Below are 25,653 nucleotides of genomic sequence, written 5' to 3' on the forward strand. Positions count from 1 at the left end.
CATGAACATTGCATTTATCGGCCTGGGCAACATGGGCGCGCCCATGGCCCGCAACCTGATCAAGGCCGGCCATCAGTTGAACCTGTTCGATCTCAACCAGAGCGTGCTGGCAGAGCTGGCGCAACTGGGCGGGCGTATCAGTGCTTCGCCCAAGGCCGCTGCCGAAGGCGCCGAACTGGTGATCACCATGCTCCCCGCTGCGGCCCATGTGCGCAGCGTCTGGCTGGGCGAGGATGGGGTGCTGGCGGGTATTGGCCGCGGCATTCCGGCGGTGGATTGCAGCACCATCGACCCACAGACCGCCCGTGAAGTGGCCGCAGCCGCCGCCAAGCAGGGCGTGGCCGTGGCCGATGCACCGGTATCCGGTGGCACCGGCGGCGCCCAGGCCGGGACCCTGACCTTCATGGTCGGCGCCAGCGCCGAACTGTTCGCCACCCTGCAACCGGTGCTGGCGCAGATGGGCCGCAACATCGTGCACTGCGGTGAAGTGGGTACCGGGCAGATCGCCAAGATCTGCAACAACCTGCTGCTGGGGATTTCGATGATCGGCGTCAGCGAAGCCATGGCCCTGGGGGATGCCCTGGGCATCGACACCCAAGTGCTGGCGGGGATCATCAACAGCTCCACCGGCCGGTGCTGGAGTTCCGACACCTACAACCCGTGGCCGGGCGTGATTGAAACCGCCCCGGCGTCCCGCGGCTACACCGGAGGCTTTGGTGCCGAGCTGATGCTCAAGGACCTGGGGCTGGCCACCGAAGCCGCGCGCCAGGCCCACCAGCCGGTGGTGCTCGGTGCCGTGGCCCAGCAGCTGTACCAGGCCATGAGCCAGCGTGGGGAAGGTGGCAAGGACTTCTCGGCCATCGTCAACAGCTACCGCAAGCCGCAGTAAGGCGTCGCTTGTAGGGAGGGGGCGCTGGCGGGTTTGCGCGGCAATCTCGCCGCCAGTGGCTGGGTATCGTCAAACAAGGTCCTGCGGCTCAGCAGCGGCTACAAGGGGCGGTGTAGCCGCTGCCGCAGGCTGCGAACGGCTCCGCAGGAGACGCAGCGGTCTCAAACCCGGCAGAGGTTTGTCTGGGTATCGCCAGGCAAGGCCCTTCGGTCCTTTTCGCAGCTTCGCGGGCTCAGCAGCGGCTCCACGCGTCATTGAATGCAGCCCCTTCAGCCGGGGCATTTGCGGGAACCTGCGTCGGGCAGGTTCCCGCTTTTTTTTGCCCGGCTCAGTTCGGCCGGCTGGCAACGGTGCCGGAGGGAGGGTTGAGGCGGGTGTCGAGGCCGAAGCGTTCCTGGATCACCACCTGGTACAGCCCCTTGGCCAGCAGCGGATTGATCAGGATATTCCAGCTGTGCCGGGAAACCGACGAGGGCACCAGCACGAAAGGGTGGTCCGCCAGCAACTGATCGGCGAACTTCTGCTGGCCGGCGCTGGGAATCCCCGGCACCAGCCAGTTGGGGTTGGGAATACGGTTTTCATCGACTCGGTAGATGGCGGTCGGGTCCTGGATCAGGGCGCCGGTGAGTACATGGGGCACGCTGTCCAGGGCGGCAAAACCCTTGTGCACCGCCACTTCCAGAATCGCCGTGGCCGGATCGGCGCTGGCGTACACCGCCTTCACGCCCTTGGAGTTCCAGCGGCCGCCACACAGCTCGGCGCCAATGCCGCTGTCCCAGCTGTCGGCGTGCCGGGCGGCGTCCAGACGCCAGAAGTGAAGGGTGCTGCTGCCCGGCACACTGATCACTGATAGACCCCGTATTCCAGGCGGGTGAGGAACTCGTCCACCAGTTCGAAACCGATGGGGTTGGTCAGCAGGTCCACCGGTTTGTGGCCGTCCAGGCCCATCACCGGCTTGGCCATCCACTCCTGGGCCTCTTCACTGCTGCCGAAGATGTCCTCGGCCTTGGCCAGCACCTGGGCGAAGCGCACCGCACGGGCGCTCTGTTCCGGGTTCAGCGGCTCGTCCGGGGTTTTCAGGCGCCGGTGCAGGGTGCGTTCGGAAAGGCCGATGATCTTGGCCAGGACCTGTTCGTCCTTGAGCATGGGCACCGAGGAGACGAACTTGATGATCGCCGTCAGCGGGATGCCCTCCTCGGTCAGGCGATAGATCGAGATACGATCGTCAAAGCGTGCCCGGCCACCCAGAAGGATGTCCGAGGACTGCTCTTTCAATACCAGTTTGCCTCGCCGCTTGGGAACGAGGCCGGTGCCTGTCAGCGCGACCATGAGTGCAGCTCCTGCCTTTTGCCATTTGGCAGTGATTATATAGACATTTGGCAAAAGGCGCTGGCTTGAATCGCAACACGGCCAGGGGAGCCCGGCTGGCGCGGGCTCCCGGTATCGAGGGAGGGCTCAGGCGAAGACGAAGTACTTGCGCACGGTTTCCACCACTTCCCAGGTGCCTTTCATCCCGGGCTCCACCACGAAGATATCGCCGGCGCGCAGGTGGATGGGGTCGCGGCCGTCCGGGGTGATCACGCAGTAGCCTTCCTGGAAATGGCAGTACTCCCACTTTTCATAGGCCACCCGCCATTTGCCCGGGGTGCAGATCCAGGTGCCCATGATCTTGCTGCCATCCTCGCTGGTGTAGGCGTTGAGGTTGACGGTGTGCGGATCGCCCTGGAGTTTTTCCCACTTGCAGGCGTCGAGCACCGGCAGCGGATGAGTGTCGCGAAGAACGGTGATGGGTTGGGACATGCTGTGCTCCTAGCAGGCAGAGAACTGAAGCCGCACCCTATAGCGCCTGGCGGGCAGGGGGTTGTCTGTACTCGACCTCGGGGTATCCAGAAGCGCAGCGCGGCCCCGAGTCGAGGTGGCTGGGCGCAGGGCCGGGAGAGGCATGGCGGTTGCAAGATTCATTCGGCAAACAGGGCTTTGTTAGCAGTAATTGCGAAATATCCGCGGCTGCCCGAGTTATTTCGCAAGAATCTTTACCGGTTTCGCTCGTATCATTCAGCTCGGAGTGACCTAAGAGCCGCACGAATGGAAAATACACCACGCTGGTGGGATATCAGCCCGCCGTTGAGTACCGCAACCCCGACCTGGCCGGGAGATACGCCGTTCCAGGAGGAGCGCGTCTGGCAGTTCGGCCCCGAGTGCCCGGTGAATGTCGGGCGGGTGACCCTGTCGCCCCACACCGGTGCCCATGTCGATGCGCCCCTGCATTACCGGCCGGACGGCCTGCCCATCGGTGAAGTATCGCTGGATGTCTACATGGGCCCGTGCCGGGTCCTGCACTGCCTGGACAGCGGTGCTCTGGTGCAGCCCGAGGCGTTGCTCGGGCGCCTCGAAAACTTGCCTGCGCGAGTGTTGCTGCGTACTTATCCACAGGCTCCGCTGAGTGCCTGGGACCCGGACTTTACTGCCGTTGCTCCAGCCACTGTCGAGCTGCTGGCCAGCCTCGGCGTGCGCCTGATCGGCATCGACACCCCGTCCCTCGACCCCCAGCAGTCCAAGACCATGGACGCCCACAACACCGTGGCCCGCCATGGCATGGCGATCCTCGAAGGCGTGGTTCTCGATGAGGTTGCCGAAGGCGACTACGAACTGATTGCCCTGCCACTGCGCTTCGCTCACCTGGACGCCAGTCCGGTGCGGGCGATCCTGCGCCCCCTGGCCGATTCATTCCTACAATAAATACACAGCTGGCCCTTCGCGCCGTTGTGCATCCCGATCCGGGCTGCGCAGCCAGCGATGGGCAACCGCTGCCTGAGGCGAGGAGCCCACGCGATGAGCCAATGTCCCTTTTCAAGCAATCCGCCGGCTGAGTGGCATAACGCCGAGCTGAATTTTTCCGACTCCATGAGCTACGGCGACTACCTGGACCTGGGGCGCATCCTCAGCGCCCAGCATCCCCTGTCGCCGGACCACAACGAGATGCTCTTCATCATCCAGCACCAGACCTCGGAGCTATGGATGAAGCTGATGCTGCACGAGCTCAAGGCGGCCCGCGAGCATGTGCGCCAGGGCCAGTTGCCGCCGGCGTTCAAGATGCTGGCGCGGGTTTCGCGGATTTTCGATCAACTGGTGCACGCCTGGGCGGTGCTGGCCACCATGACGCCGTCCGAGTACAAGTCGATCCGGCCTTACCTGGGCCAGTCCTCGGGCTTCCAGTCGTTCCAGTATCGGGAGATCGAATTCATCCTCGGCAACAAGAGCGCGGCCCTGCTGCGGCCCCATGCCCATCGTCCCGAACTGTTGCAATCGCTGGAAGCGTCGATTGCCACCCCGTCCATGTATGACGAGGCGATTGCCCTGATGGCCCGCAGCGGCTTGAGCATCGACCCTGCGCGCCTGGCACTGGACAGCACCACCACGACTCAGCATGACCCGTCGGTGGAAGCGGCATGGCGCGAGGTCTACGCCAATCCTTCGGCCTATTGGGACCTGTACCAGTTGGCGGAGAAGTTCATCGACCTGGAAGACTCCTTCCGCCAGTGGCGCTTTCGCCATGTGACCACGGTGGAGCGCATCATCGGCTTCCAGCCCGGCACCGGCGGCACCGAAGGCGTGGGCTACCTGCGCAAGATGCTCGACACCGTGCTGTTTCCCGAACTGTGGCGAGTGCGCTCCTCGCTCTGACCCGAAAACGCCCCGCCTGCCGGGGCGTTTTCATGTGCCTGCCGGCGTCTGACTCCCTGAGACCCTGGTGCGGCCGCTGCCGCAGACTGCGATCGGCAGCGCAGCAGACGCGCTCTTGAGGTCTGGAAGGTCCTCCGGACCTTATCGCAGCCTGCGGCAGCGGCTACAGAGGTCGTTAGAGAGCAGCGGGCGCTGGCGGTAGTTGCGCTCCGGGGATAAGGTGGCCGCCTTCGGTGCACCATTTTTACTCTCTGAGGCAGACCACATGTCCCGGACCTTCGAGCTTGAAACCCTCAAGATGCGGCTCAGCGATCCCGAGTTCCGCCCTCTGGACCTGCACCAGCGCATCCAGCGCGCCTTGCGCGGGCTGATCCTCGACGGCGCCCTGGGCCCTGGCGTGAAGCTGCCGGCGACCCGGGCCCTGGCCAAGTCGCTGGCGGTATCGCGCGACACCGTGGAAAACGCCTATGTGCAGTTGCAGCGCGACGGTTTTGTCCTGCGGCGCAAAGGCTCGGGGAGCTATGTCTGCGAAACCATCGGTGCCCAATTGCGTGGCCCGTCCCGCCGGCGCCAGCTCCAGCAAGGGTTGCCGGCCCACAGCCCGGAACCGGGAGCGGGCCTGAGCCGGCGCGGCGCGGCACTGTTGGCGCGGGGTGGGGTCAGCGATCAGCAGGCGGTCACGGCCTTCGCTACCGGTTTGCCGGAAACCCGCAGCTTCCCGCTGGAGGTCTGGGAGCGGCTGCAACGCCAGGCATTGAAGGATTACCGTGCCAGCGTGCTGCTGCATGGCGATCCCCAGGGCACGCTTCCCCTGCGCAAGGCGATTGCCGCCTACCTCAACCTGGAACGCGGGGCCAAGGTGCAGCCCGAGCAGATCCTGGTGCTGAGCAGCACTCGCCAGGCGCTGTTCCTGTGTGCGCAACTGCTGGTGGACGCCGGCAAGCCGATCCTGATGGAGAACCCAGGCTACTTCGGCGCGCGCAAGGCCTTCGAGGCGGCCGAGGCGCGGATCGTGCCCATTGATGTGGATGGCCAGGGCATCCGCACCGACCTGTTGCGAGCCGACCGCAGCGGCGCCCGCTGTGTCTATGTGACGCCCTCGCACCAGTACCCCACGGGTGCCACCCTGTCCCTGGAGCGCCGTCTGGAGCTGACCCGCTGGGCCGCCGAGCACGACCGGTGGATCATCGAGGACGACTACGACAGCGAGTTCCACTACGAGGGCCTGCCCACCGCCTGCGTCCAGGGCCTGGACCCGTTTCGGCGCACCCTGTACATCGGCACCTTCAGCAAGACTCTCTATCCGGGCCTGCGCATGGGCTACATGATCCTGCCCGCCGAACTGGTGGGGGCCTTCAGCAGTGCCCGCAGCATCATGGACGGGCACACGCCGCAGATCCTCCAGCTGACCCTGGCGCGGTTCATGGAAGAGGGGCACTACAACGCCCATGTACGGGCCATGCGCAAGCTCTACGCCGGGCGCCGGCAGGCCATGCTCGAGGCCATAGGCCGGCACTTGCCGGGCATTGCCAGGGCCTTGCCGCCACCCGGCGGGTTGCAGGTCCCGTGTCTTCTGGAACCCGGCTGGAGCGAGGAGCTGACCCAGCAACGTGCGGCCAGGGCTGGCATCCAGTTGCCGGGGCTCAGCCGGCTTTATGCGGGTGAGCAGAAGCAGCAGGGCTGGCTATTGGGCTATGCGTCCCTGAGCGCCCATGAGATCGAGGCGGCGATGGCGCGTCTGGCCCAGGCCCTGGGAAAGGCCTAGCCAGCGGCCTTTTTCCAGCGCCGGCGGTCAGGGCTTGGCGCGTTCCAGTGCCAGGGCGCTGCGCGGGCCCAGGATCAACAGGTGCACGGTCAGCCCGGCAACCAGCCCCCAGAAGGCACCACCGATCCCTAGCAGAGTGACGTTGGCGGCAGTGGCAAGGAAGGTGATCAGCGCGGTTTCCCGGGTGGCCGTATCGGCCATGGCGTTGGCCAGGCTGCCGCCGATTGCCCCCAGCAATGCCAGGCCGGCCAGGGTGGTGATAAAGGCCTTGGGCAAGACCATGAACAGGGTCGCCAGGGTGACCCCGAAGGTCCCCACCAGGATGTAGAAAACGCCGCAGGCGATACCGGCGATATAGCGTTTGCCCGGGTCCGGGTGGGCATCCTCGCCGGTACAGATCGCCGCCGTGATCGCCGCCACGTTGAATGCGTGAGCGCCGAACGGCGCCATGATCAGCGAGCCCAACCCTGTGACCGTGAGCAGCGGGTTGGCGCTGGTCTGGAAGCCGTCATTGCGCAACACCAGCATGCCCGGCATGTACTGGCCGGTCAGGGTGATGACGAACAGTGGCAGGGCCACGCCGAGCAAGGCCGACACGGAGAACTGTGGCGCAGTGAACAGGGGAGCGGCGAAGCTCAGGTGCACGCTGGCGAAGTCGACCCGCTCCTGGACGATCAGCAACGCCAGGCCGATGAACAGGATGCCCACCACGGCAAAGCGTGAAGTGAAGCGCCGCAGCACCGCATAGGACAGTACCAGCACGATCACCAGCAGTGGATCGGCACTCGCGCCGCCAAAGGCGTTGATCCCGAACTGCAGCAGGATGCCTGCCAGCAAGCCAGCCGCGATGCCCTTGGGAATCAGGCGCACCAGCTTGTCGAAAGCCCCGGACCCGCCCAGGACGATGAACCCCAGGGCGCAAATCAGGTAGGCGCCGATCACCTCGGCATAGGGCGTGAAGGGCATCACCGTGGCCAAGAAGGCCGCCCCGGGGGTAGACCAGGCGGTAATGATCGGCGCCTTGTAGCGCAGGCTCAGCCACATGCCGCTCAGGCCCACGCCCAGGGACACGGCCCAGACCCAGGAGGTGGTCTGGGCGGGTGTCAGCCGGGCCAGTTCAGCGGCCTGGAACACCAGGATGAAGGTCCCGCCATAGTTCACCAGCACTGAGATCAGTGCCGCCACGGTGGGAGAGAAGATATCGGCCGGTCTAAGGCCTGTCGCGGTTCTGTTCATAAGCCACTCTCCGTCAAGGAACAGGCTCCCTGGCCCAAACGCCGGGAGAGGCCCGATTCTAGGTAACGGATGGACTATCGTTTCGAGCCACATTCTTGTTTGCTGGCAGACCACTTTGGCGGCGCCGACAAAAAAGCCCGGCCTTGGATAAGGCCGGGCTCGGGGGTGTGGCGCGAACCTGTGGGCTTAGCGCAGGGCGGGTTGCGAAGCTTTCTTCGCCCGGCTCAGGAGGTAGAAGCCCCAGATCACCAGGACCCACACCGGGATCGCGTACACCGAGGCACGGATGCCGGGGATCATCCACATCACGCCGACGATCATCACCATGAAGGCCAGGCACAGGTAGTTGCTCAGCGGCGACCAGAAGGCCTTGAACGAAGGCACCACGCCCTGCTCGGCCATGGCCTTGCGAAAGCGCAGGTGGGTCAGGCTGATCAGCGCCCAGTTGATCATCAATGCGGCCACCACCAGGGCGAACAGCAACTCCAGCGCTTCATGGGGCGCCAGGTAGTTGACCAGCACGCAGAGCAGGGTGATCAGCGCGGAGATGCCCAGGGCCAGGATCGGCACGCCCTGCTTGTTGAGCTTCATCAGCGCCTTGGGTGCGTCACCCTGTTCGGCCAGGCCATAGAGCATGCGGCTGTTGCAGTACACGCCGCTGTTGTACACCGACAGCGCCGCAGTCAGGACCACGAAGTTGAGGATCTGCGCTGCGGCATCACTGCCGATCAGCGAGAAGATCTTCACGAACGGGCTGCTGCTGTAGGCGTCGCCGCCAGCGTTGAGGCTCACCAGCAGTTCGTCCCACGGGTACAGCGACAGCAGCACCGCCAGGGCGCCGACGTAGAAGATCAGCACCCGGTAGACCACCTGGTTGATGGCCTTGGGAATGACCTTGCGCGGTTCGGCGGCTTCGGCGGCAGTGATGCCCACCAGTTCCAGGCCGCCGAAGGAGAACATGATGAAGGCCATGGCCATCAGCAGGCCGGTGCCGCCGTTGGGGAAGAAGCCGCCGTGTGACCACAGGTTGCTCACCGAGGCCTGGCTGCCGCCGCTGCCGCTGAACAGCATGTAGCAGCCGAGGACGATCATGCCGACGATGGCCACTACCTTGATAATGGCGAACCAGAACTCGGCCTCGCCGAAGAACTTCACGTTCATCATGTTGATCAGGTTGACCAGCACGAAGAACACCGCGGCGCTGACCCAAGTGGGGATCTCCGGCCACCAGAACTGCACGTACTTGCCCACCGCAGTGAGCTCGGCCATGCCCACCAGGACATACAGCACCCAGTAGTTCCAGCCCGCGAGAAAGCCGAAATAGCCGCCCCAGTACTTGTGCGCGAAGTGGCTGAAGGAACCTGCCACCGGCTCCTCGACAATCATTTCTCCCAGCTGGCGCATGATCAGGAAGGCAATGAACCCGGCAATCGCGTAGCCCAGGATCATCGAAGGTCCGGCGGATTTGAGAACCCCGGCCGAGCCGAGGAACAGTCCGGTGCCGATCGCCCCGCCCAGGGCGATCAGCTGAATATGGCGGTTCTTCAAGCCACGCTTGAGTTCACCCTGCTTCAAGGTTTGATCCACTAATGTGCGCTCTCTTCTAGTTGTTATCAGGATCGATCGGGGTCGATCACGGCGAATGCTGACGGGATCAGATATTACTCTCGGTGAACCGCTCGTAATACAGCTGAACGCGGTTAAGTTGCTGTTCTTGCAGCCAGATCCGGATCGAATCGACCATTGGCGGCGGCCCGCACACATACATGTCGGTGTCCTGGTCCCGCAGTTCGCTGCTGTCGAAGTGTTCGCTGATGTAGCCGCGCTTGCCCGGCCAATCCGGGTCGGCGTCGCTGATCACCGGGGTGAAGCGAAAGTCCGCCAGGCGTTCGCCATGGGCCTGGATCCGCTCCAGCTCGCACAGGTCGCGGCTGTGGCGCACGCCGTAGTACAGGTGCACCGGCTGCTGGCAGCCCTGCTCGACGATCTGTTCGAGCATCGCCAGCAGGGCCGAGAGCCCGGTGCCACCGGCCACCAGGATCAGCGGACGGCTGATCTGGCGCAGGTAGAAGGCCCCCAGCGGCGCCTCCAGCTGGAGGGTGTCGCCCACCAGGCAGCGCTCGCGGATGTAATTGCTCATCACCCCGTCGGGCAGCAGGCGGATCAGGAACTGCAACTGGTTGTCCGCCGCCGGCCGGTTGGCGAAGGAGTAGGCCCGGCTAGTGCCGGTACCGGGGATGCTCAGGCGGGCGTACTGGCCCGGGAGGAAATCCAGTGGCGCTTGATGGCCGCCCAGGTCCAGGTGGAGGATGGCGGTGCTTTCGGACACCTGGCGCACGTCGATCACCGAGCCCTGCAACTGCACCGGGTCGGCGCTGTGGCACAGGCTGGAGTCGAAATCGAAATAGAACGCTGCGTCGGACTGCACCCGGGTCTGGCAGGTGAGCATCTTGCGCTGTTCCAGGTCCTGGGCGCTGAGGGCTTCTTCGTCCACATAGTCCTGGCTGTACTGGCCGGACTCGCAACGGCCCTGGCAGGTGCCGCACACCCCTTCGCGGCAGTCCAGGGGGATCTTGATGCCGTTGCGCAGGGCGGCGTCGAGCAGGATTTCATTGGCCTTGACCGGGAAGAACAGGGTCTTGCCGTCGGCAAAGCTGAACGCGACCTTGTGCGTCATGGGAGAACTTCCGTGGGTCAGAGGTGATAGAAATCGAGCACCGAGTTGATCGTGTCGTTGAGCAGCAGCACGTGCTTGCGCTGGATCAGCCAGCTGTCGCCCTGGGGCTTGAGGTCGTAGGTGGCGTGGCCGTAGAACTCCTCGGAAGTGGCCAGGCGATAGAACAGCGTGTGCCAGTTCAGGCGCACTTGCAGGTGGCCGTTGTCGCCCTCGGCGATCCGCAGGTTGCTGACCAGGTGCAGGGTGCGCGGCATGGGGATGGTCGAGGCCGCCTTGCCGGTGCGCAGGCGGAACACCCGGTCCTCCAGCCCCGAACGGTTGGCGTAGTAGATCAGCGACATCTCGCGTTTCGGGTCCTGGGTGTAGACGTGTTCCGAGTCCCACTGGGGCAGGTGGAACTCGCTGTCCACGGCAAACAGTTGCAGGTAGGCGTCCCAGTCCTGGGCATCGCAAAGCTCGGACTTGCGGTAGAAGAATTGCTCGATCTGGTACTGCAGTTGCGCATTCATGATCACACCTCACGCAGTTTCAGGGGCCGGCGCTGCAGGCCATCGAGGAGGAATTTCTGCCAGTTGCGGTGCTGGTTGACGTACAGCCCTTCATGGGTGATCTCGGTGCCGGTCATGGCCGGCTGGATACCCAGGTTCTCGCTGTTGGCGGTGGGCCCGCTGACCCAATGCTGGCGCCCGCGGGAGATGTCGCTCCAGCGCTCCAGGCGCCCCTGGAAGCCGCGCTGGGCCTCGCGGAACTCCACCAGGTCGTCCGGCGTGCCCATGCCCGAGACGTTGAAGAAATCCTCGAACTGGCGGATGCGGTTTTCCCGGTCGGCGTCGCTCTCGCCCTTGACCCCGATGCACTGGCTGATGATCTCGGTCTTGTTCCAGGCAATGGGGCGGATGATCCGCAACTGGGAACTGATCTGGTCGAGGAAGAACAGGCTGGGGTAGATGTTCAGGTTGCGCAGGCGGTGCATCATCCACTCGGCCTTGGCCTGGCCGTGCTCGGCCACCAGGCGCGGCATGATGCTGGCGTAGCCGGAGCGCACCGCCGGGTTGGGCATTTCGCTGAACAGCACGCTGTGGCCGTTCTCGAAGGCGAACCAGCCATCGTCGGTGCTGGCGTCGCCGGCGCCGAGCTTGCTGTAGTCCAGGGTGGCGCTGCTGCCGGCGCCGCTGTCGGCGTTGACCTGCTGGCGGTGCTGCACCGTGGCCACGTAGTTGTAGTGCACGGTGCTGACGTGATAACCGTCCAGGCCGTTCTCGTTCTGCAGCTTCCAGTTGCCGTCGTAGGTGTAGGCGGACTTGCCCGGCAGCACCTCCAGCTCACCGTCGGGGGACTGGGCGACCATCATGTCGAAGAAGATCCTGGCGTCGCCGAGGAAGTCTTCCAGGGAATTGTCGGCGGCCACGTCCAGGCTGATGAAGACGAAGCCCTTGTAGCTCTCGATGCGGGCCTTCTTCAGGCCGCGGGTGGCCTTGTCGAAGCCCTCGTCGTATTCCCCTGGCGCCTTGACCTTCACCAGGCGCCCGTCGCTCTTGTAGCACCAGGCATGGAAGGGGCAGGTAAAGGTGGACTGGTTGCCCTTGCCAACCCGGGTCAGGGTGGTGCCGCGGTGCTGGCAGGCGTTGACCAGGGCATTGAGCCGGCCCTCGCCGTCGCGGGTGATGATCATCGGCTGGCGCCCGGCGCGCATCGTGATGAAGTCGTGGTTGTTGGGCAGCTCGCTTTCGTGACAGGCGTAGATCCAGTTCTTCTCGAAGATCAGCTCCATCTCCAGGTCGAACAGCTCGGGTTCGGTGAACATGTCCCGGGCGATACGGAACACCCCGTCCGCGGGACGAAAATCCAGGCAGCTGCCGATGAAGTCTTGCCACTGCTCGACGTTTCTTGCACCACTCATGAGTCGGTACCTTTTTTATTCAGGCCAATCGGGTGCAGTCATTAGAGAGAGGGGAGGGGCCCTGCGGCTATCCGCTTAGTCGGCCAAGGTCATCCACAAAATTGCCCGTTCCCGGCAAGGCATGGAGCAGCGGGCCCCTGGGTAGCATCTACCCAGCATCGTGCAGGCAAGCGATGGATGGCTGCCTGTTGGTGCGCTGATCGGCTACTGTGAGCGCAGCCAATGAGAGTGATGGGGCCCGGTTATCCACTTAGTCGACGATTGCTATCCACTGGGTTGGCAGCGCCGTCGGCTGGCGCAAAACTTGCCCTGTCATACAAGACGCGCCGTCAGAGCGCGCTGAATAAAAATTGCCGTGGGTGCGCCGTGATGAATAGCAAGGCTGATGGGCAGTTTCGCGAGATTCGTATCGATCGCTTTGACCTTGAAGGGGCCAGGAACTGGATGGCGGGAATCTGTGGGCCTCACCGCCTGGAAACCGCCAACCCCGAACGCATTCGTTTCCACCACAGTGCCAACGTGCTCAGGTCCCGTTCCACGACCCTGGGCATCATCGAATACGGCACCGATGTGGTGGTGGATATCCAGGACACCGAGCGCTTCAGCAGCTACAGCCTGAGCCTGCCGTTGTGCGGCGAGCAGGAACTGAGCAAGGACGGGCGTCTCTTGCGCTCGGACCGCGGCCAGGGAGTGATCATCGCCCCCAACGAAAGCCAGGTGCTGGCCATCTCTGGAGACTGTCGCAAGCTGCAGGTGGTGATTTCCCGGCCGGCCATGAGCGAGGCCCTGGAAGGCCTGTTGCAGCGCCCGGTGCTGGAGCCGCTGCGTTTCGAGCCCGGCATGGATGCGCTGCACGGTGCCGCCGCGGCCTGGTGGCGCATGGCGCAGCATTTCATCGGCGAACTGGCCCAGGGCAACGAGCTCTATGAACAGCTGGCCTTCACCCGGGAAATCGAAAGCTCATTGATCAAGGGCCTGATCCTGGCCCAGCCCAACAACTACTCCAGCGAGTTGCGGGCGATGCTCGGGGTCAAGCTGCCCCACTATCTGGTACGGGCCCGCCAGCACTTGCATGAACATGCCCGCGAGACCGTGCACCTGGAAGACCTGGAGGCCGCCGCCGGTGTCTCGCGCTTCAAGCTGTTCGAGGCCTTTCGCAAGTACTTCGCCCTGTCGCCCATGGCCTACCTCAAGCGCCACCGGCTCAATGGCGTGCGCCAGGAAATTCTCGAGCACGGCTCGGCGCGCAACATCTCGGAGATTGCCCTGGGCTGGGGCTTCACTCACCTGGGGCGGTTCTCCGCCGAGTACCGCAAGCTGTTCGACGAAACCCCGAGCGTCACTGCCCAGCGTCACCCCGCGCGGCGCCCGGCCGGGTTCTAGGACGCCTTACTTGCGCTGTACCAGGTCCAGCAGGCTGTTCTGTTCCTTGATCTTCTGCAGGACGATTTCCGAGCGGATGTCGGTCACGCCCGAGGCGCGGTTCAGATGGTTGACGATGAAATCCGAGAAGTGCTTGAGGTTGCGCGCCTGGATGCGCAGCACGTAGTTGCTGGCGCCGGTGATCACGTAGGCGGCCACCACTTCCGGCCACTGCTGGACCTTGCCGATAAAGGTCTCGTGCCAGCCTTCCACGTCCTGGCGCAGGGACACGTGGACGATCGCCTCCAGCTCGATGCCCAGGCGCTCGGCATTGAGCTGGGCGCGATAGCCGCTGATGATCCCCTCCGTTTCCAGCAGGCGCAGGCGGCGCAGGCAGGCCGAGGGCGAGAGGGCGACTTTCTCCGCCAGTTCCTGATTGCTGATACGCCCGTCCTGTTGCAGGAAGTAGAGGATGCGCAGGTCCGTGGAGTCGAGGGTCATGGTTGGCATAAATCCGCGTTTTTTATTGGGGGATTAGAATTTTATTCGAGATTAGTACGACAGCGCGCTGCACTTTGCACGAAAATTCTCCCGGTCTTCGTCCATTATTTCTCAAGTTTTCGGGTTTCCAGGACCCCGTGCCCGGCCCCTTCCGGTGGGCATGACATTGACCAAGACAGGACTGCCAATGATCGATAAAAACCACTGCCTGCGTCTCGATGAACAGGACCCCCTGGCGCCGCTGCGCCAACAGTTCAGCCTGCCCGAAGGGGTGATCTACCTCGATGGCAACTCCCTTGGTGCCCGCCCCGTGGCGGCAGCCGAGCGGGCCCGGCAGGTGATCGAGCAAGAGTGGGGCGAGGGCCTGATCCGCAGCTGGAACACGGCCGGCTGGCGTGACCTGTCCCAGAGCCTGGGGGATCGGCTGGCGCCGCTGATCGGTGCGGGTGCTGGTGAGGTGGTCATCACCGATACCACTTCCATCAACCTGTTCAAGGTCCTCAGCGCCGCCCTGCAGGTCCAGGCCGGACGTGCGCCCCAGCGGCGGGTGATCGTCTCCGAAAGCAGCAACTTTCCTACCGACCTGTACATAGTCGAAGGGCTGACGCAGCTGCTGCAGCAGGGTTACTCCCTGCGCCTGGTGGACAGCCCGGAACAACTGCCGGCGGCCATCGACCAGGACACCGCGGTGGTGCTGCTGACCCACGTCAACTACAAGACCGGCTACATGCACGACATGCAGGCGACCACCGGGTTGATCCACGAGGCGGGCGCCCTGAGCATCTGGGACCTGGCCCACTCGGCCGGCGCCGTGCCGGTGGACCTGGGCCGCAGCGGCGCCGACTACGCCATCGGCTGCACCTACAAGTACCTCAATGGCGGCCCCGGCTCCCAGGCCTTCGCCTGGGTCGCTCCGGCGCTCTGCGACCTGGTTACCCAGCCGCTGTCCGGCTGGTTCGGCCATGCCCGGCAGTTCGACATGGCCACCCGCTACGAGCCTTCCAGCGGCATTGCCCGCTACCTGTGCGGCACCCAGCCGATTACCTCTCTGGCCATGGTCGAATGCGGCCTGGAAGTCTTCGAACGGACCGACATGCAGAGCCTGCGGCGCAAGTCCCTGGCGCTGACCGACCTGTTCATCGAACTGGTGGAGCAGCGCTGCGCCGGTCACGAGCTGAAACTGGTGACCCCGCGTGAGCATGCCAAGCGTGGCAGCCACGTGAGCTTCGAGCACCCCGAAGGCTACGCGGTGATCCAGGCCCTGATCGCCCGGGGCGTGATCGGCGATTACCGCGAGCCGCGGATCATGCGTTTCGGCTTCACTCCGCTGTACACCCGCTTCAGCGAGGTATGGGACGCGGTGCAGATCCTCGGTGAAATCCTCGACCAGAAAACCTGGGCCCAGGCGCAATTCCAGGTGCGCCACAGCGTGACCTGAGGCGTGTTTCACCCCCTGGTTGCCGCCCTGTGCGGCGACCAGGCCAGCGGCACAAGGACGGGCCGTCACAACGATTTATACGTGCACACAACAATAAAGAGGCACTCAAAGTGACCACCTCCAACAAGGGTTTCGAAGCGATATCCAATCGCGAGCACGGCCTCAGGCGGCAGTTGACCGCCGGCCAGATGAGCATGATCGCCATCGGCGGGGCGATTGGCACCGGGCTTTTCATGGGCAGTGCCTACGCCATCGGTTATGCCGGCCCCAGCGTGCTGCTGAGCTACGCCATCGGCGCGTTGATCACCCTGATCCTGATGGGCTGCCTGGCGGAAATGACCGTGGCCCATTCCACCTCCGGCTCCTTCGGTGCCTACGCCGAGTTCTACGTCAGCCCGCTGGCCGGCTTCCTGGTGCGCTATGCCTACTGGGCGGCCATCGTGCTGGCGGTGGGTGCCGAAGTCACGGCCATCGCCATGTACATGAAGTACTGGTTCGCCAACGTTCCGGAGTGGGTGTGGATCATCTCCTTCTCCAGCGTGCTGATCGTGCTCAACGGCATCAGCGTGAAGACCTTCGGCAACTTCGAATACTGGTTTTCCACCATCAAGATCGCCGCCATCGTCGGCTTCATCATCCTGGCGGTGTACGTGGTGTTCGGCTCTGGCAACCCCGACTACGGGCTGCACAACTACAGCGCTCACGGCGGCTTCTTTCCCAACGGTTTCGAAGGCATGTGGATTGCCGTGATCGTGTCGATCTTCAGCTACCTGAGCGTGGAGATGATCGCGGTGGCGGCGGGGGAGGCCAAGGACCCGCAACGCGCGGTGAAACAGGCCTTTCGCGCCACCATCGTGCGCCTGGTGGTGTTCTATCTGCTGACCCTGGCGCTGATGCTGGCCATCGTGCCCTGGGCCCAGGCCGGCAAGGCCCAGAGCCCGTTCGTCACGGTGATGCAGACCATCGGTATTCCCGGGGCCACCGGGGTGATGAATTTCGTGATCCTGATCGCCGCGCTATCGGCGATGAACAGCCAGCTCTACATCACCACGCGGATGATGTTCAGCCTGTCCCGCGCCGGCTATGCGCCCAAGTCCATGGGGGCCCTGAGCAAGAACGGGATTCCGCTCAATGCCCTGCTGCTGTCCAGCTCCGGCATCGCCCTGGCGACCCTGGTCAACGTGCTGTACCCCGAGAGTTCGTTCTCCCTGATGATGGCGATCTCGATGTTCGGCGCGATCTTTACCTGGTTCATGATCTTCCTCACCCACTACTGCTTCCGCCGCTATCACCAGCGCCACGGCGAGCAGCAGTTGTCGTTCCGCATGCGCCTGTTTCCCTACAGCACCCTGCTGGGGCTGGTGCTGATGGGGGCGGTGATGATCACCACCTTCTTCACCGAGGCGTTCAAAATGACCCTGGTGTTCGGGGTGCCGTTCCTGCTGTTGCTGACCCTGGTCTATTACCTGTGCTTTCGTAAGCCGCGGGTGGTCGCCGGCTTGTCGGAGGTCTGAAGCAAGGCCGCCCGGGCGGTCCTAGCGGCTGCTCAGGGGGCATTCCTCTCGCGCCTGTTGCAGGCTGGTCTCGAACAGCTCGAGCCGGCCCTGCAACTGCTGCAAATCCTCGATCTGCTGTTGCAGCTCGCGCTTTTTCTGCGCCAGGGCCGCCTGGGCCCGGTCCCAGGGGAATGCCTGCCCCTGGTGGGTGGCGAACACCTGCTGCAGTTCCTTGAGCTTGAAGCCCAACTGCTGGGCGCACTTGATGAATATCAGTTGCTCGACGCTCTGCGTGTCATACAGGCGGTAGCGACCCTGGCGTGGCGCTTCGGGCAAGAGGCCGATGGCCTCGTAATGACGGATGCTCTTGATCGTGGTTCCGGACAGTTGCGCGGCTTGGCCGATGTACATGAAGGCTCCTTTTCCAGTACCGGGTCGTCGGGCGGTGGACGGCGTTGCGCATTATCCGGCGCTTTCACTGCCTGGCAAGGTGCTCCACTTGCAGCAGCCAGTCGGCCCGGCGTTCCTGGCTGGCGTCCAGCACCGGGCCGAAGGTCAGGGTGCGCAAGGGCTTGATGCCGCAGAAGGCCAGGGTGGTGCGGCGCATCTGCTGCAAGCCGGGCATGCGGTAGAACCAGCGGAAGTACCAGGGCGGTGTATCCATGGTCACCAGCAGGTGGGCGCTGCGGCCCTTTAGCAGCTGCTCCGGAAAGGCTTTGCCGGGGCGGTACTTGAAGGCGAAGCCCGGCAGCAGCACGCGATCGAGAAAGCCCTTCATCAGCGCCGGAATGCCGCCCCACCAGATGGGGAAGACCCAGGTCAGGTGCTCGGCCCAGAGGATGTCGGCCTGGGCCTGCTGCAGGTCTTCTTCCAGGGGCTGGATCTGGCGATAACCTTCGCGCAGAACCGGGTCGAAATGCAGGTCGCCGAGCTTGAGCTGGCGCACTTCATGGCCGGCTTCCTGCGCCGCTTTCACGTAGCGCTCGCTCAATGCCGCGCACAGGCTGTGGCGCGAAGGGTGGCCGAGAATCACCAGGATGCGTTTGCTCATTGCCGTGGTCCTTGAGGAATAAACCCCAAGGCTAAAGTCTGCCCCTAAGGGGAGAGTCAAGGCTCCAGCAGCGCACGGCACAAGCCCTGGGCATACAGGGGCAGGGCGTCGAAGTCGCGGGCGCACAGCAGCAAGCGGCGGCGTGCCCAGGCCTCGTTCAAGGGGCGGCTTTGCAGAGCCAGGTGCAGGTTGCGTTGCAGGGCCGCCAGGGGCACCAGGGCCAGCCCGGCGCCGCGGGCCACCATGCGCAGCACGGCGTCGAAGCCTTCGGCGCGGATGCGCAACTGCATGCGCCGGCCCAGGTGCAGGGCCTGTTCCTCCAGGTACACCGCCAGGGCGCTGTGGCTGGCCAGGCCGACATAGTCGTGGGCCAGGCTGTCGCTGAAGCTGGGGGCCGGCAGGCTACTCAAGGGGTGGTCCGGGGGCATCACCAGTACCAGTGGGTCGTCGCGAAAGGCCCGGGTCATCAGGCCCTGGGTGTCCACCGCGTCGGAGACGATCCCCAGGTCCGCCGCGCCCTGGCGCAGGGCGTGGGTGATGCGCTGGCTGGGCAGCTCCTGCAGCTCGATATCGACATGGGGCTGGCTGTGCAGGAAGTCTGCCAGCAGCTCTGGCAGGTACTCGCTGAGTGCGGTGGTGTTGCACAACAGGCGCACCTGGCCCTTGACCCCCCTGGCGTATTCGCCAAGGTCCTGCTGCAGGTGCTCGGCGTACAGCAGCAGCGTTCGTGCATGCTGGGCCAGGGCCTTGCCGGCGGCTGTCGGGCGGATGCCACGACGCCCGCGTTCGAGAAACTCGATGCCCAGCGAGGCCTCCATGGCGCGGATTCGAGCGCTGGCGGCGGCCAGCGACAAGTGGCTGCGAGCGGCACCGGCGGTGATGTTGCCGGCCTCCAGAATGTTCAGGTACAGGCGCAGGTCGATCAGGTCGAAGTGCATGGGGCATCTCTCGGGGAGCGTCATTTTTGTAGGAGCCGGCTTGCCGGCGAAGAGGCCGCGGGTTTTGCGCAAATCTCGAAATCGCTTTCGCTGGCAAGCCAGCTCCTACGGCGGTACGGGCAATAGGTTTTTGTATGTGCCTATTGCCGGGCAAGAGGCTGGCTCAGTATATGGCAGATTTTCAGCAGGGCGAGCAGGGCGCAGGATAGGCCCATGAACAGCTCGCTCGCGTTTTATCAGAATCTCGGAATGGCCCTTTCCCTGTTGGTGATCGGCACTTTTGTGCTGGCCGGCATGGTCAAGGGGGTGATCGGTCTTGGCCTGCCCACCGTGGCCATGGGCCTCTTGGGGTTGGCTATGACGCCGGCGCAGGCTGCGGCCCTGCTGATCATTCCGGCGACCTTGACCAATCTCTGGCAACTGGCCTTTGGCGGGCATCTGCCGGCCTTGCTCAAGCGCCTGTGGCCGATGCTGCTGGCGATCTTTGCCGGCACCGCCGCCGGCTCCCTGTGGCTGGGAATCGACGCCGGGCATTGGGTAGTGCGGGGCTTGGGGGCGGCGCTACTGCTATATGCCCTGAGCGGCTTGCTGTTGCCGACCCTGCGAGTGTCGGCGGCCCAGGAACGCTGGCTGGGGCCGCTGTGCGGGCTGGTCACCGGGGTCATCACCTCGGCCACCGGAGTGTTCGTGATTCCGGCTGTGCCCTACCTGCAAGCCCTGGGGCTGAACAAGGATCAGCTGGTGCAGGCCCTGGGCCTGTCGTTCACCGTCTCGACCCTGGCCCTGGCCGGCGGCCTGCTGTGGCGCGGCGCCCTGGGCGGCGCCGAGCTGGGGGCCTCGCTGCTGACCCTGGCCCCGGCGCTGCTGGGCATGTGGCTGGGGCAGTGGTTGCGCCAGCGCATCAGCGCCCAGCTGTTCAAGCGGGTGTTCTTTGTCGGCATGGGCCTCTTGGGCGGGCACTTGCTGATCAGCGGCTAGACCTTTTGCTCAGCGGCCAGCCGCGGCCGGGCTGAGCATGTCGATGGCGCGGATCTCGAAGTCGCGCTCCAGGTAGTCCATGCGCGCGTCGAGGAACTGCTGCATGTGCGGCAGGCTGGAGTGGCTATCCAGCGCCTCCTGGGAAGCCCAGACCTCGTAGAAAATGAACAGGCTCGGGTCCTGTCGGTCCCGCAGCATGTGGTATTCGATGCAGCCGGCTTCAGCGCGGCTGGCGGCTACATGGCCGAGAAAGAACGCCTCGAAGGCATCAGCCCGTTCCGGGCGGGTCTTGGCGTGAAGGATGAAGGCCTGGGGTGTGGGCATAAGGAGCACTCTTGCTGATGGGGAGGTCGGCAAAAATTCTAAGGCAACAATCCACCATTGATTCGTGCGTTTGAGTCAAATGTATTTTGAACAACCCGGGCTTATTCTCCGGCCCTGGCCTGATTAACCTGCCGCCATCGTTTTCAATCTTTACAGCCCGCCGCCATCGATGCGCAACGGGTTGTTCCCGATGAGGCTGGATCATGAAAAAAGTACTGCTGCTCAATGGCGCCAAGCAATTCGCCCACTCCGATGGCCGCTACAACGCGACCCTGCACGACACGGCCCTGGCGGTGCTCGACCGGGGTGGTGTGGAGGTCAAGGTCACTCATATCGACGAGGGTTATGACATCCAGGAAGAAGTGGCGAAGTTTCTCTGGGCCGACGTGATCGTCTACCAGATGCCCGGCTGGTGGATGGGCGCACCGTGGATCGTCAAGAAATACATCGACGAAGTCTTCACCGAAGGCCACGGCAGCCTCTACGCCAGCGACGGCCGGACCCGCTCCGATGCCTCGCAGAAGTACGGCAGCGGTGGCCTGATCCAGGGCAAGCAGTACATGCTTTCGCTGACCTGGAACGCCCCGCAGCAAGCCTTCGACGATCCCACCGACTTCTTCGAGGCCAAGGGCGTGGACGCGGTCTACTTCCCGTTCCACAAGGCCAACCAGTTCCTGGGCATGAGCGCCCTGCCAACCTTCCTCTGTGTGGACGTGATGAAACGCCCGAACATCGAAGGCGATGTGCAGCGTTACGAGGAACACCTCAAGGCAGTGTTCAATCTGCCGGGCTGAATCCGGCTACTATTGAGTGCCTTGAAATTCAGGGGCGATGTCGCCCCGCTGCCGCCAGAGGACTCATGTGAAAGCCCGATCCGACGAGTTGCAAGTCTTCGTCTGTGTCATCGAGTGCGGCTCGATTTCCGCCGCCGCCGAGCAGTTGGCCCAGACCCCTTCGGCGGTCAGCCGCAGCTTGTCGCGGCTGGAGGCCAAGCTCGACACCACGCTGATCAACCGCACCACTCGGCGCATGGACCTGACCGAGGAAGGGCGCTACTTCTTCGAACAGGCCAAGCTGATCCTCGATCAGATGGACGAGCTCGAAGAGCGCCTGTCGTCGCGCCAGCGCAATCCGTCCGGGCGCTTGCGGATCAACGCTGCGTCGCCCTTCATGCTGCACGCCATCGTTCCCTATGTGGCCGAGTTCCGCAGCCTGTACCCGGATATCCAGCTGGAGCTCAACAGCAACGACCTGATCATCGACCTGCTGGAGCAGAGCACCGACATCGCCATTCGCATCGGGGTGCTGGCGGATTCCACCCTGCATGCCCGCTCCCTGGGCTGCAGCCCGCTGCACATCCTCGCCAGCCCTGACTACCTGGCCCGCCACGGTACGCCGCAGAGCGTGGCCGAACTGGCCGGGCACACCCTGCTGGGCTTCACCCAGACCGAGACCCTCAATCACTGGCCGCTGCGCCATGTGCATGGCGACCGCTGGCAGATCCAGCCGGGCATCAGCGCCTCCAGTGGCGAGACCCTGCGCCACCTGGCGCTGGAAGGGCAGGGCATTGCCTGCCTGTCGCACTTCATGACCATCGACGACATCCGCGCCGGGCGCCTGCAACCGGTGCTGGCCTCGTTCAACAGCGGCTATCGCCAGCCGATCAACGCCGTGTACTACCGCAACTCGCAACTGGCCCTGCGCATCCAGTGCTTCCTGGATTTCATCCAGGGCAAGCTGGCCGATTACGCCAACCCCGAGTTCCAGGGCTGAAGGCTCCCCCATTCCCCGCCTATCCCCTGTAGGAGCCGGCTTGCCGGCGAAGGGGCCCCCGGGTTTTGCGCAACTCTTGAAGTTGCATTCGCTGGCAAGCCAGCTCCTACGGTTATCCATGGCTGAGGCTTGGGACGTTCGTGCCACGATTGGCGATTGCTCAAACCACCGTCTCGGGCCTATGTTCTTGCCGTTCAATAACAAGAAAAGGAAGGACCTATGCGCATTCTGTTGTTCAAGACCCTGGCCCTGACGGCCGCTATCGCCGCCAGCAGCTCGGCCTTCGCCGTGACCCTGGAAGGCGGCGCGGTGGCCGCGCCCAACCAGTACGGCGCCGATGTCGCGGCGCAGATCCTCAAGAAGGGCGGCAACGCGGTGGATGCCGCGGTGGCCACGGCCTTTGCCCTGGCCGTGACCTACCCCGAGGCCGGCAACATCGGTGGCGGCGGGTTCATGACGATGTACATCGACGGCAAGCCGTACTTCCTCGACTACCGGGAAACCGCGCCCAAGGCCGCGACCCGGAACATGTACCTGAATGAAAAGGGCGAGGTGATCGAGAACCTGAGCCTGGTGGGCGCCCGCGCCGCCGGGGTGCCGGGTACGGTGATGGGCCTGTGGGAGGCGCACCAGAAGTTCGGCAAGCTGCCCTGGAGCGAGCTGATCACCCCGGCCGTGGGTTATGCGAAGAACGGCTTCAAGGTGGCCGACAAGCAGTACCAGTACCGCGAGGATGCGTTGAAGCTGTTCAACGGCACCACCAACTTCGGCGACTACTTCGGCAGCATGAAACCGGGCGAGACCTTCCGCCAGCCGGAGCTGGCCGCGACCCTGGAGCGCATCGCCGACCAGGGCGCCAAGGAGTTCTACAGCGGCAAGACCGCCGACTTGCTGGTGGCGCAGATGCAGGCCGACAAGGGCCTGATCACCAAGCAGGACCTGCAGGACTACAAGGTCCAGTGGCGCCAGCCGCTGCAGGTGACCTTCCGTGGCAACACCCTGTACACCGCGCCGCCGCCCAGCTCTGGCGGGGTGGCCCTGGCGCAGCTGATCAGCATCAAGGAAGAGCGCGCGGCGGACTTCAAGGGTGTGGAGCTCAATTCGGCCAAGTACATTCACCTGCTGGCGGAAATCGAAAAGCGGGTGTTCGCCGACCGCGCCGACTACCTGGGCGACCCGGCGTTTTCCGATGTTCCGGTCAAGCAACTGACCGACCCGGCGTACCTGAAAAAACGCGCCGCCGAGGTCAACCCCAACGCCATCTCGGCTACCGAGAAAGTGCGCCCCGGGCTTGAGCCGCACCAGACCACCCACTTCTCCATTGTCGATGTCCAGGGCAACGCGGTGAGCAACACCTACACCCTGAACTGGGACTATGGCAGCGGCGTGGTGGTCAAGGGCGCGGGCTTTCTGCTCAACGACGAAATGGACGACTTCAGCGCCAAGCCGGGCGTGGCCAATGCCTTCGGCGTAGTGGGCGGCGACGCCAACGCCATCGCCCCGGGCAAGCGCATGCTGTCCTCCATGAGCCCGAGCCTGGTGACCCGCGATGGCAAGGTCACCCTGGTGCTGGGCACCCCCGGAGGTTCGCGGATCTTCACCTCGATCTTCCAGGTGCTGAACAACCTCTACGACTACCACCTGCCCCTGGAAAAGGCCGTGGCCGCGCAGCGCGTGCATCACCAGTTGCTGCCCAAGGACACCATCTACTACGACGCCTATGCGCCGCTCACCGGCAAGGTGGCCGACGAGCTGAAAGCCATGGGCTACACCCTGGAAGACCAGGGCTGGGAGATGGGCGATATCCAGGCCATCCGGGTCAATGGCACCGCGCTTGAAACCGCTTCCGATCCACGTGGCCGCGGTGTCGGCAAGGTCGTCAAATAACCGCTGAACCCCTGTAGGAGCTGGCCGGGCGGCGTTCCGCTTGCCGGCGAAAGGGCCCGCAAGCCTGGCGCCAGGTCGAGCGGCCTCTTCGCTGGCAAGCCAGCTCCTACCTTCGTTGTGCAGGCGCCGACGGCCGGCTGGTCGGAGGCGGCTCAATTCCGTAACATTCCCCGCCTTCTTTCCGCACTTCCCAGGGCCGCGCCTGCCGGTCCGTCTATCAGGTCAATCATGAAAGCAAAACGTCTGCGTGCCGATGTCCTGGCCGGACTCACCACCTCCTTTGCCTTGCTGCCCGAATGCATCGCCTTCGCCCTGGTGGCCCACCTCAACCCGTTGATGGGCCTGTATGGCGCGTTCTTCATCTGCACCCTGACCGCGCTGTTCGGCGGCCGGCCGGGCATGGTCTCCGGCGCGGCTGGCTCCATGGCGGTGGTGATCGTCGCCCTGGTAGTGCAGCACGGGGTGCAGTACCTGCTGGCCACGGTGCTGCTGGGTGGGCTGGTGATGGTCGCCTTCGGCCTGCTGCGCCTGGGCAAGCTGGTGCGCATGGTGCCGCACCCGGTGATGCTGGGCTTCGTCAACGGCCTGGCGATCGTTATCGCCCTGGCCCAGCTGGAACATTTCAAGAGCGGCGAACACTGGCTCAGCGGCCAGCCGCTGTACCTGATGGCCGGGCTGGTGGCATTGACCATGGCCATCGTCTATCTGCTACCGCGCCTGACCCGGGCGGTGCCACCGGCCCTGGTGGCGATCCTCGGGGTCGGCGCGTTGGTGTACTTGCTGGGCCTGCCGACCCGCACCCTGGGGGACATGGCCCACATCGCCGGCGGCCTGCCGAGCCTGGCGCTGCCCCAGGTGCCGTGGAACCTTGAAACCCTGGGCATCATCGCGCCCTATGCGTTCCTGATGGCCATGGTCGGCCTGCTGGAAACCCTGCTGACCCTCAACCTCACCGACGAAATCACCGAGAGCCGCGGTTACCCGGACCGTGAATGCGTGGCCCTGGGCGCGGCCAATGTGGTCTCGGGAATGTTCGGCGGCATGGGTGGCTGCGCGATGATCGGCCAGACCGTGATCAACCTCAGCTCCGGTGGCCGCGGGCGTTTGTCGGGCGTGGTGGCGGGCGCTCTGATCCTGCTGTTCGTGCTGTTTCTCTCACCGCTGATCGAGCGCATCCCTCTGGCGGCGCTGGTGGGGGTGATGTTCGTGGTGTCGCAGCAGACCTTCGCCTGGGCGTCCCTGCGGGTGATCAACAAGGTGCCGCTCAACGATGTGCTGGTGATCCTCGCGGTGACCGTGATCACCGTGTTCACCGACCTGGCCATGGCGGTGTTCTGCGGCATCGTCATTGCCGCCCTCAATTTCGCCTGGCAGCAGGCCCGCGAGCTGTACGCCGACAGCCACCTGGAAGCCGACGGCAGCAAGCACTACCAACTGCATGGCACCCTGTTCTTCGCCTCCACCACGCCGTTTCTCAACCAGTTCGATCCGGCTGGCGATCCTCGGCACGTGACTGTCGACTGTCGCCACCTGAGTTTTGTCGACTACTCGGCCATCGCCGCGCTGAAAACCCTGCGCGAGCGTTATGCCAAGGCCGGCAAGCAGTTGCGGGTGCTGCACCTGTCCGAGCGCTGCAAGAAGCTGCTCAAGCGTGCCCGAGAGCATCACGACTGAGATCGGCCACAGCGGCAGTGGATGAAAATACCCACTGCCGATTTTCATAAGCCGGCCTTTCACTTAGCTGTTCGCGACAA

General features: G+C 64.3%; 25 protein-coding genes. 12 read left to right on the forward strand and 13 right to left on the reverse strand.

Translation table 11 applies throughout. The features are described from left to right. The first annotated feature begins 1 nt into the window (after window position 1). Window positions 2-889, forward strand: coding sequence for a 3-hydroxyisobutyrate dehydrogenase (mmsB, locus tag AC1RL5_RS05620; RefSeq protein WP_093405003.1), 888 nt, complete (start codon window positions 2-4; stop codon window positions 887-889). Between the two features lie 328 nt (window positions 890-1,217). On the opposite strand, the gene AC1RL5_RS05625 is transcribed toward mmsB, so the two are convergent. The 3 genes from AC1RL5_RS05625 to AC1RL5_RS05635 all read right to left on the reverse strand — a co-directional run bounded on the left by AC1RL5_RS05625 (window position 1,218) and on the right by AC1RL5_RS05635 (window position 2,689). After that, window positions 1,218-1,736: an RES family NAD+ phosphorylase gene (locus tag AC1RL5_RS05625; RefSeq protein WP_011059113.1), complete on the reverse strand. Its 519-nt coding sequence runs from the start codon at window positions 1,734-1,736 to the stop codon at window positions 1,218-1,220. Further along, a complete protein-coding gene (locus AC1RL5_RS05630; RefSeq protein WP_015634047.1) occupies window positions 1,733-2,218 on the reverse strand; it encodes an Xre family toxin-antitoxin system antitoxin in 486 nt (161 codons plus the stop codon). Before AC1RL5_RS05630 ends, AC1RL5_RS05625 begins: the two co-directional genes overlap by 4 nt. A 126-nt stretch (window positions 2,219-2,344) precedes the next feature. Next, window positions 2,345-2,689, reverse strand: a complete 345-nt coding sequence (locus AC1RL5_RS05635; protein WP_011059115.1) for a cupin domain-containing protein — start codon at window positions 2,687-2,689, stop codon at window positions 2,345-2,347. A gap of 285 nt (window positions 2,690-2,974) precedes the next feature. Here AC1RL5_RS05635 and kynB point away from each other — a divergent pair, with 285 nt between their 5' ends. From kynB to pdxR, 3 genes are all read left to right on the forward strand, one after another. Continuing rightward, the gene (kynB, locus tag AC1RL5_RS05640; RefSeq protein ID WP_011059116.1) at window positions 2,975-3,628 is read left to right on the forward strand and encodes an arylformamidase; all 654 of its coding nucleotides are present in this window, start codon (window positions 2,975-2,977) and stop codon (window positions 3,626-3,628) included. A gap of 93 nt (window positions 3,629-3,721) precedes the next feature. After that, entirely contained in the window at window positions 3,722-4,573 is an 852-nt protein-coding gene (gene kynA / locus AC1RL5_RS05645; protein WP_011059117.1) for a tryptophan 2,3-dioxygenase, read from the forward strand. A gap of 265 nt (window positions 4,574-4,838) precedes the next feature. Continuing rightward, window positions 4,839-6,338, forward strand: a complete 1,500-nt coding sequence (gene pdxR, locus AC1RL5_RS05650; RefSeq protein ID WP_401335715.1) for a MocR-like pyridoxine biosynthesis transcription factor PdxR — start codon at window positions 4,839-4,841, stop codon at window positions 6,336-6,338. Between the two features lie 27 nt (window positions 6,339-6,365). Here pdxR and AC1RL5_RS05655 read toward each other — a convergent pair whose 3' ends face one another. The 5 genes from AC1RL5_RS05655 to antA form a co-directional block, all read right to left on the reverse strand. After that, window positions 6,366-7,574 (reverse strand): benzoate/H(+) symporter BenE family transporter, encoded by a 1,209-nt coding sequence (locus AC1RL5_RS05655; protein ID WP_248765157.1) that lies wholly within the window; start codon window positions 7,572-7,574, stop codon window positions 6,366-6,368. A gap of 186 nt (window positions 7,575-7,760) precedes the next feature. Then, window positions 7,761-9,161 carry an amino acid permease gene (locus AC1RL5_RS05660; RefSeq protein ID WP_011059120.1) on the reverse strand — a complete coding sequence of 467 codons (1,401 nt, stop codon included), beginning with the start codon at window positions 9,159-9,161 and terminating at the stop codon, window positions 7,761-7,763. A 67-nt stretch (window positions 9,162-9,228) separates the two neighbouring features. Continuing rightward, window positions 9,229-10,251, reverse strand: coding sequence for an anthranilate 1,2-dioxygenase electron transfer component AntC (gene antC / locus AC1RL5_RS05665; protein WP_065364671.1), 1,023 nt, complete (start codon window positions 10,249-10,251; stop codon window positions 9,229-9,231). Window positions 10,252-10,268: 17 nt separating this feature from the next. After that, on the reverse strand, window positions 10,269-10,760 hold the full coding sequence (gene antB / locus AC1RL5_RS05670; RefSeq protein ID WP_093404996.1) for an anthranilate 1,2-dioxygenase small subunit: 492 nt from the start codon (window positions 10,758-10,760) through the stop codon (window positions 10,269-10,271). 2 nt (window positions 10,761-10,762) lie between these two features. Next, on the reverse strand, window positions 10,763-12,151 hold the full coding sequence (gene antA, locus AC1RL5_RS05675) for an anthranilate 1,2-dioxygenase large subunit (RefSeq protein ID WP_011059123.1): 1,389 nt from the start codon (window positions 12,149-12,151) through the stop codon (window positions 10,763-10,765). A 369-nt stretch (window positions 12,152-12,520) separates the two neighbouring features. Between antA and AC1RL5_RS05680 the strand changes: the two genes are divergently transcribed. Continuing rightward, window positions 12,521-13,534 carry an AraC family transcriptional regulator gene (locus tag AC1RL5_RS05680; protein ID WP_011059124.1) on the forward strand — a complete coding sequence of 338 codons (1,014 nt, stop codon included), beginning with the start codon at window positions 12,521-12,523 and terminating at the stop codon, window positions 13,532-13,534. A gap of 6 nt (window positions 13,535-13,540) precedes the next feature. Here AC1RL5_RS05680 and AC1RL5_RS05685 read toward each other — a convergent pair whose 3' ends face one another. After that, window positions 13,541-14,014 carry an Lrp/AsnC family transcriptional regulator gene (locus tag AC1RL5_RS05685; protein WP_011059125.1) on the reverse strand — a complete coding sequence of 158 codons (474 nt, stop codon included), beginning with the start codon at window positions 14,012-14,014 and terminating at the stop codon, window positions 13,541-13,543. 187 nt (window positions 14,015-14,201) lie between these two features. Here AC1RL5_RS05685 and kynU point away from each other — a divergent pair, with 187 nt between their 5' ends. Continuing rightward, window positions 14,202-15,452 carry a kynureninase gene (gene kynU / locus AC1RL5_RS05690; RefSeq protein WP_207239795.1) on the forward strand — a complete coding sequence of 417 codons (1,251 nt, stop codon included), beginning with the start codon at window positions 14,202-14,204 and terminating at the stop codon, window positions 15,450-15,452. Between the two features lie 110 nt (window positions 15,453-15,562). Further along, a complete protein-coding gene (locus AC1RL5_RS05695; RefSeq protein ID WP_492589131.1) occupies window positions 15,563-16,966 on the forward strand; it encodes an amino acid permease in 1,404 nt (467 codons plus the stop codon). Window positions 16,967-16,987: 21 nt separating this feature from the next. Here the strand turns inward: AC1RL5_RS05695 and AC1RL5_RS05700 are convergent, their stop codons facing one another. The 3 genes from AC1RL5_RS05700 to AC1RL5_RS05710 all read right to left on the reverse strand — a co-directional run bounded on the left by AC1RL5_RS05700 (window position 16,988) and on the right by AC1RL5_RS05710 (window position 18,937). Next, a complete protein-coding gene (locus tag AC1RL5_RS05700; protein ID WP_492589132.1) occupies window positions 16,988-17,359 on the reverse strand; it encodes a MerR family transcriptional regulator in 372 nt (123 codons plus the stop codon). Window positions 17,360-17,423: 64 nt separating this feature from the next. Next, a complete protein-coding gene (locus AC1RL5_RS05705) occupies window positions 17,424-17,999 on the reverse strand; it encodes an NAD(P)H-dependent oxidoreductase (protein ID WP_053156272.1) in 576 nt (191 codons plus the stop codon). 56 nt (window positions 18,000-18,055) lie between these two features. Beyond that, window positions 18,056-18,937, reverse strand: a complete 882-nt coding sequence (locus AC1RL5_RS05710; RefSeq protein WP_011059130.1) for a LysR family transcriptional regulator — start codon at window positions 18,935-18,937, stop codon at window positions 18,056-18,058. Window positions 18,938-19,150: 213 nt separating this feature from the next. Between AC1RL5_RS05710 and AC1RL5_RS05715 the strand changes: the two genes are divergently transcribed. Continuing rightward, window positions 19,151-19,915: a sulfite exporter TauE/SafE family protein gene (locus AC1RL5_RS05715; RefSeq protein WP_492589133.1), complete on the forward strand. Its 765-nt coding sequence runs from the start codon at window positions 19,151-19,153 to the stop codon at window positions 19,913-19,915. Between the two features lie 9 nt (window positions 19,916-19,924). On the opposite strand, the gene AC1RL5_RS05720 is transcribed toward AC1RL5_RS05715, so the two are convergent. Further along, window positions 19,925-20,239 (reverse strand): putative quinol monooxygenase, encoded by a 315-nt coding sequence (locus AC1RL5_RS05720; RefSeq protein WP_011059132.1) that lies wholly within the window; start codon window positions 20,237-20,239, stop codon window positions 19,925-19,927. Window positions 20,240-20,442: 203 nt separating this feature from the next. Between AC1RL5_RS05720 and mdaB the strand changes: the two genes are divergently transcribed. From mdaB to AC1RL5_RS05740, 4 genes are all read left to right on the forward strand, one after another. Beyond that, on the forward strand, window positions 20,443-21,033 hold the full coding sequence (gene mdaB / locus AC1RL5_RS05725; protein ID WP_041115830.1) for an NADPH:quinone oxidoreductase MdaB: 591 nt from the start codon (window positions 20,443-20,445) through the stop codon (window positions 21,031-21,033). Between the two features lie 67 nt (window positions 21,034-21,100). Continuing rightward, window positions 21,101-22,012 carry a LysR family transcriptional regulator gene (locus tag AC1RL5_RS05730; protein ID WP_011059134.1) on the forward strand — a complete coding sequence of 304 codons (912 nt, stop codon included), beginning with the start codon at window positions 21,101-21,103 and terminating at the stop codon, window positions 22,010-22,012. A 219-nt stretch (window positions 22,013-22,231) separates the two neighbouring features. Beyond that, window positions 22,232-23,899, forward strand: coding sequence for a gamma-glutamyltransferase (gene ggt / locus AC1RL5_RS05735; protein ID WP_072451341.1), 1,668 nt, complete (start codon window positions 22,232-22,234; stop codon window positions 23,897-23,899). A 228-nt stretch (window positions 23,900-24,127) separates the two neighbouring features. Next, a complete protein-coding gene (locus tag AC1RL5_RS05740) occupies window positions 24,128-25,573 on the forward strand; it encodes a SulP family inorganic anion transporter (RefSeq protein ID WP_011059136.1) in 1,446 nt (481 codons plus the stop codon). Window positions 25,574-25,653: the final 80 nt, after the last annotated feature.

The organism is Pseudomonas sp. GW822-FHT06D10 (assembly GCF_058799535.1).

Bases quoted from the DNA above. Each gene is read 5' to 3' on its own strand.
- mmsB (WP_093405003.1), top strand. From the start codon at position 2: ATGAACATTGCATTTATCGGCCTGGGCAACATGGGCGCGCCCATGGCC.
- AC1RL5_RS05630 (WP_015634047.1), bottom strand. From the start codon at position 2,218: ATGGTCGCGCTGACAGGCACCGGCCTCGTTCCCAAGCGGCGAGGCAAA.
- AC1RL5_RS05635 (WP_011059115.1), bottom strand. From the start codon at position 2,689: ATGTCCCAACCCATCACCGTTCTTCGCGACACTCATCCGCTGCCGGTG.
- kynB (WP_011059116.1), top strand. From the start codon at position 2,975: ATGGAAAATACACCACGCTGGTGGGATATCAGCCCGCCGTTGAGTACC.
- kynA (WP_011059117.1), top strand. From the start codon at position 3,722: ATGAGCCAATGTCCCTTTTCAAGCAATCCGCCGGCTGAGTGGCATAAC.
- pdxR (WP_401335715.1), top strand. From the start codon at position 4,839: ATGTCCCGGACCTTCGAGCTTGAAACCCTCAAGATGCGGCTCAGCGAT.
- AC1RL5_RS05655 (WP_248765157.1), bottom strand. From the start codon at position 7,574: ATGAACAGAACCGCGACAGGCCTTAGACCGGCCGATATCTTCTCTCCC.
- antC (WP_065364671.1), bottom strand. From the start codon at position 10,251: ATGACGCACAAGGTCGCGTTCAGCTTTGCCGACGGCAAGACCCTGTTC.
- antB (WP_093404996.1), bottom strand. From the start codon at position 10,760: ATGAATGCGCAACTGCAGTACCAGATCGAGCAATTCTTCTACCGCAAG.
- antA (WP_011059123.1), bottom strand. From the start codon at position 12,151: ATGAGTGGTGCAAGAAACGTCGAGCAGTGGCAAGACTTCATCGGCAGC.
- AC1RL5_RS05680 (WP_011059124.1), top strand. From the start codon at position 12,521: ATGAATAGCAAGGCTGATGGGCAGTTTCGCGAGATTCGTATCGATCGC.
- AC1RL5_RS05685 (WP_011059125.1), bottom strand. From the start codon at position 14,014: ATGACCCTCGACTCCACGGACCTGCGCATCCTCTACTTCCTGCAACAG.
- kynU (WP_207239795.1), top strand. From the start codon at position 14,202: ATGATCGATAAAAACCACTGCCTGCGTCTCGATGAACAGGACCCCCTG.
- AC1RL5_RS05700 (WP_492589132.1), bottom strand. From the start codon at position 17,359: ATGTACATCGGCCAAGCCGCGCAACTGTCCGGAACCACGATCAAGAGC.
- AC1RL5_RS05705 (WP_053156272.1), bottom strand. From the start codon at position 17,999: ATGAGCAAACGCATCCTGGTGATTCTCGGCCACCCTTCGCGCCACAGC.
- AC1RL5_RS05710 (WP_011059130.1), bottom strand. From the start codon at position 18,937: ATGCACTTCGACCTGATCGACCTGCGCCTGTACCTGAACATTCTGGAG.
- AC1RL5_RS05715 (WP_492589133.1), top strand. From the start codon at position 19,151: ATGAACAGCTCGCTCGCGTTTTATCAGAATCTCGGAATGGCCCTTTCC.
- AC1RL5_RS05720 (WP_011059132.1), bottom strand. From the start codon at position 20,239: ATGCCCACACCCCAGGCCTTCATCCTTCACGCCAAGACCCGCCCGGAA.
- mdaB (WP_041115830.1), top strand. From the start codon at position 20,443: ATGAAAAAAGTACTGCTGCTCAATGGCGCCAAGCAATTCGCCCACTCC.
- ggt (WP_072451341.1), top strand. From the start codon at position 22,232: ATGCGCATTCTGTTGTTCAAGACCCTGGCCCTGACGGCCGCTATCGCC.
- AC1RL5_RS05740 (WP_011059136.1), top strand. From the start codon at position 24,128: ATGAAAGCAAAACGTCTGCGTGCCGATGTCCTGGCCGGACTCACCACC.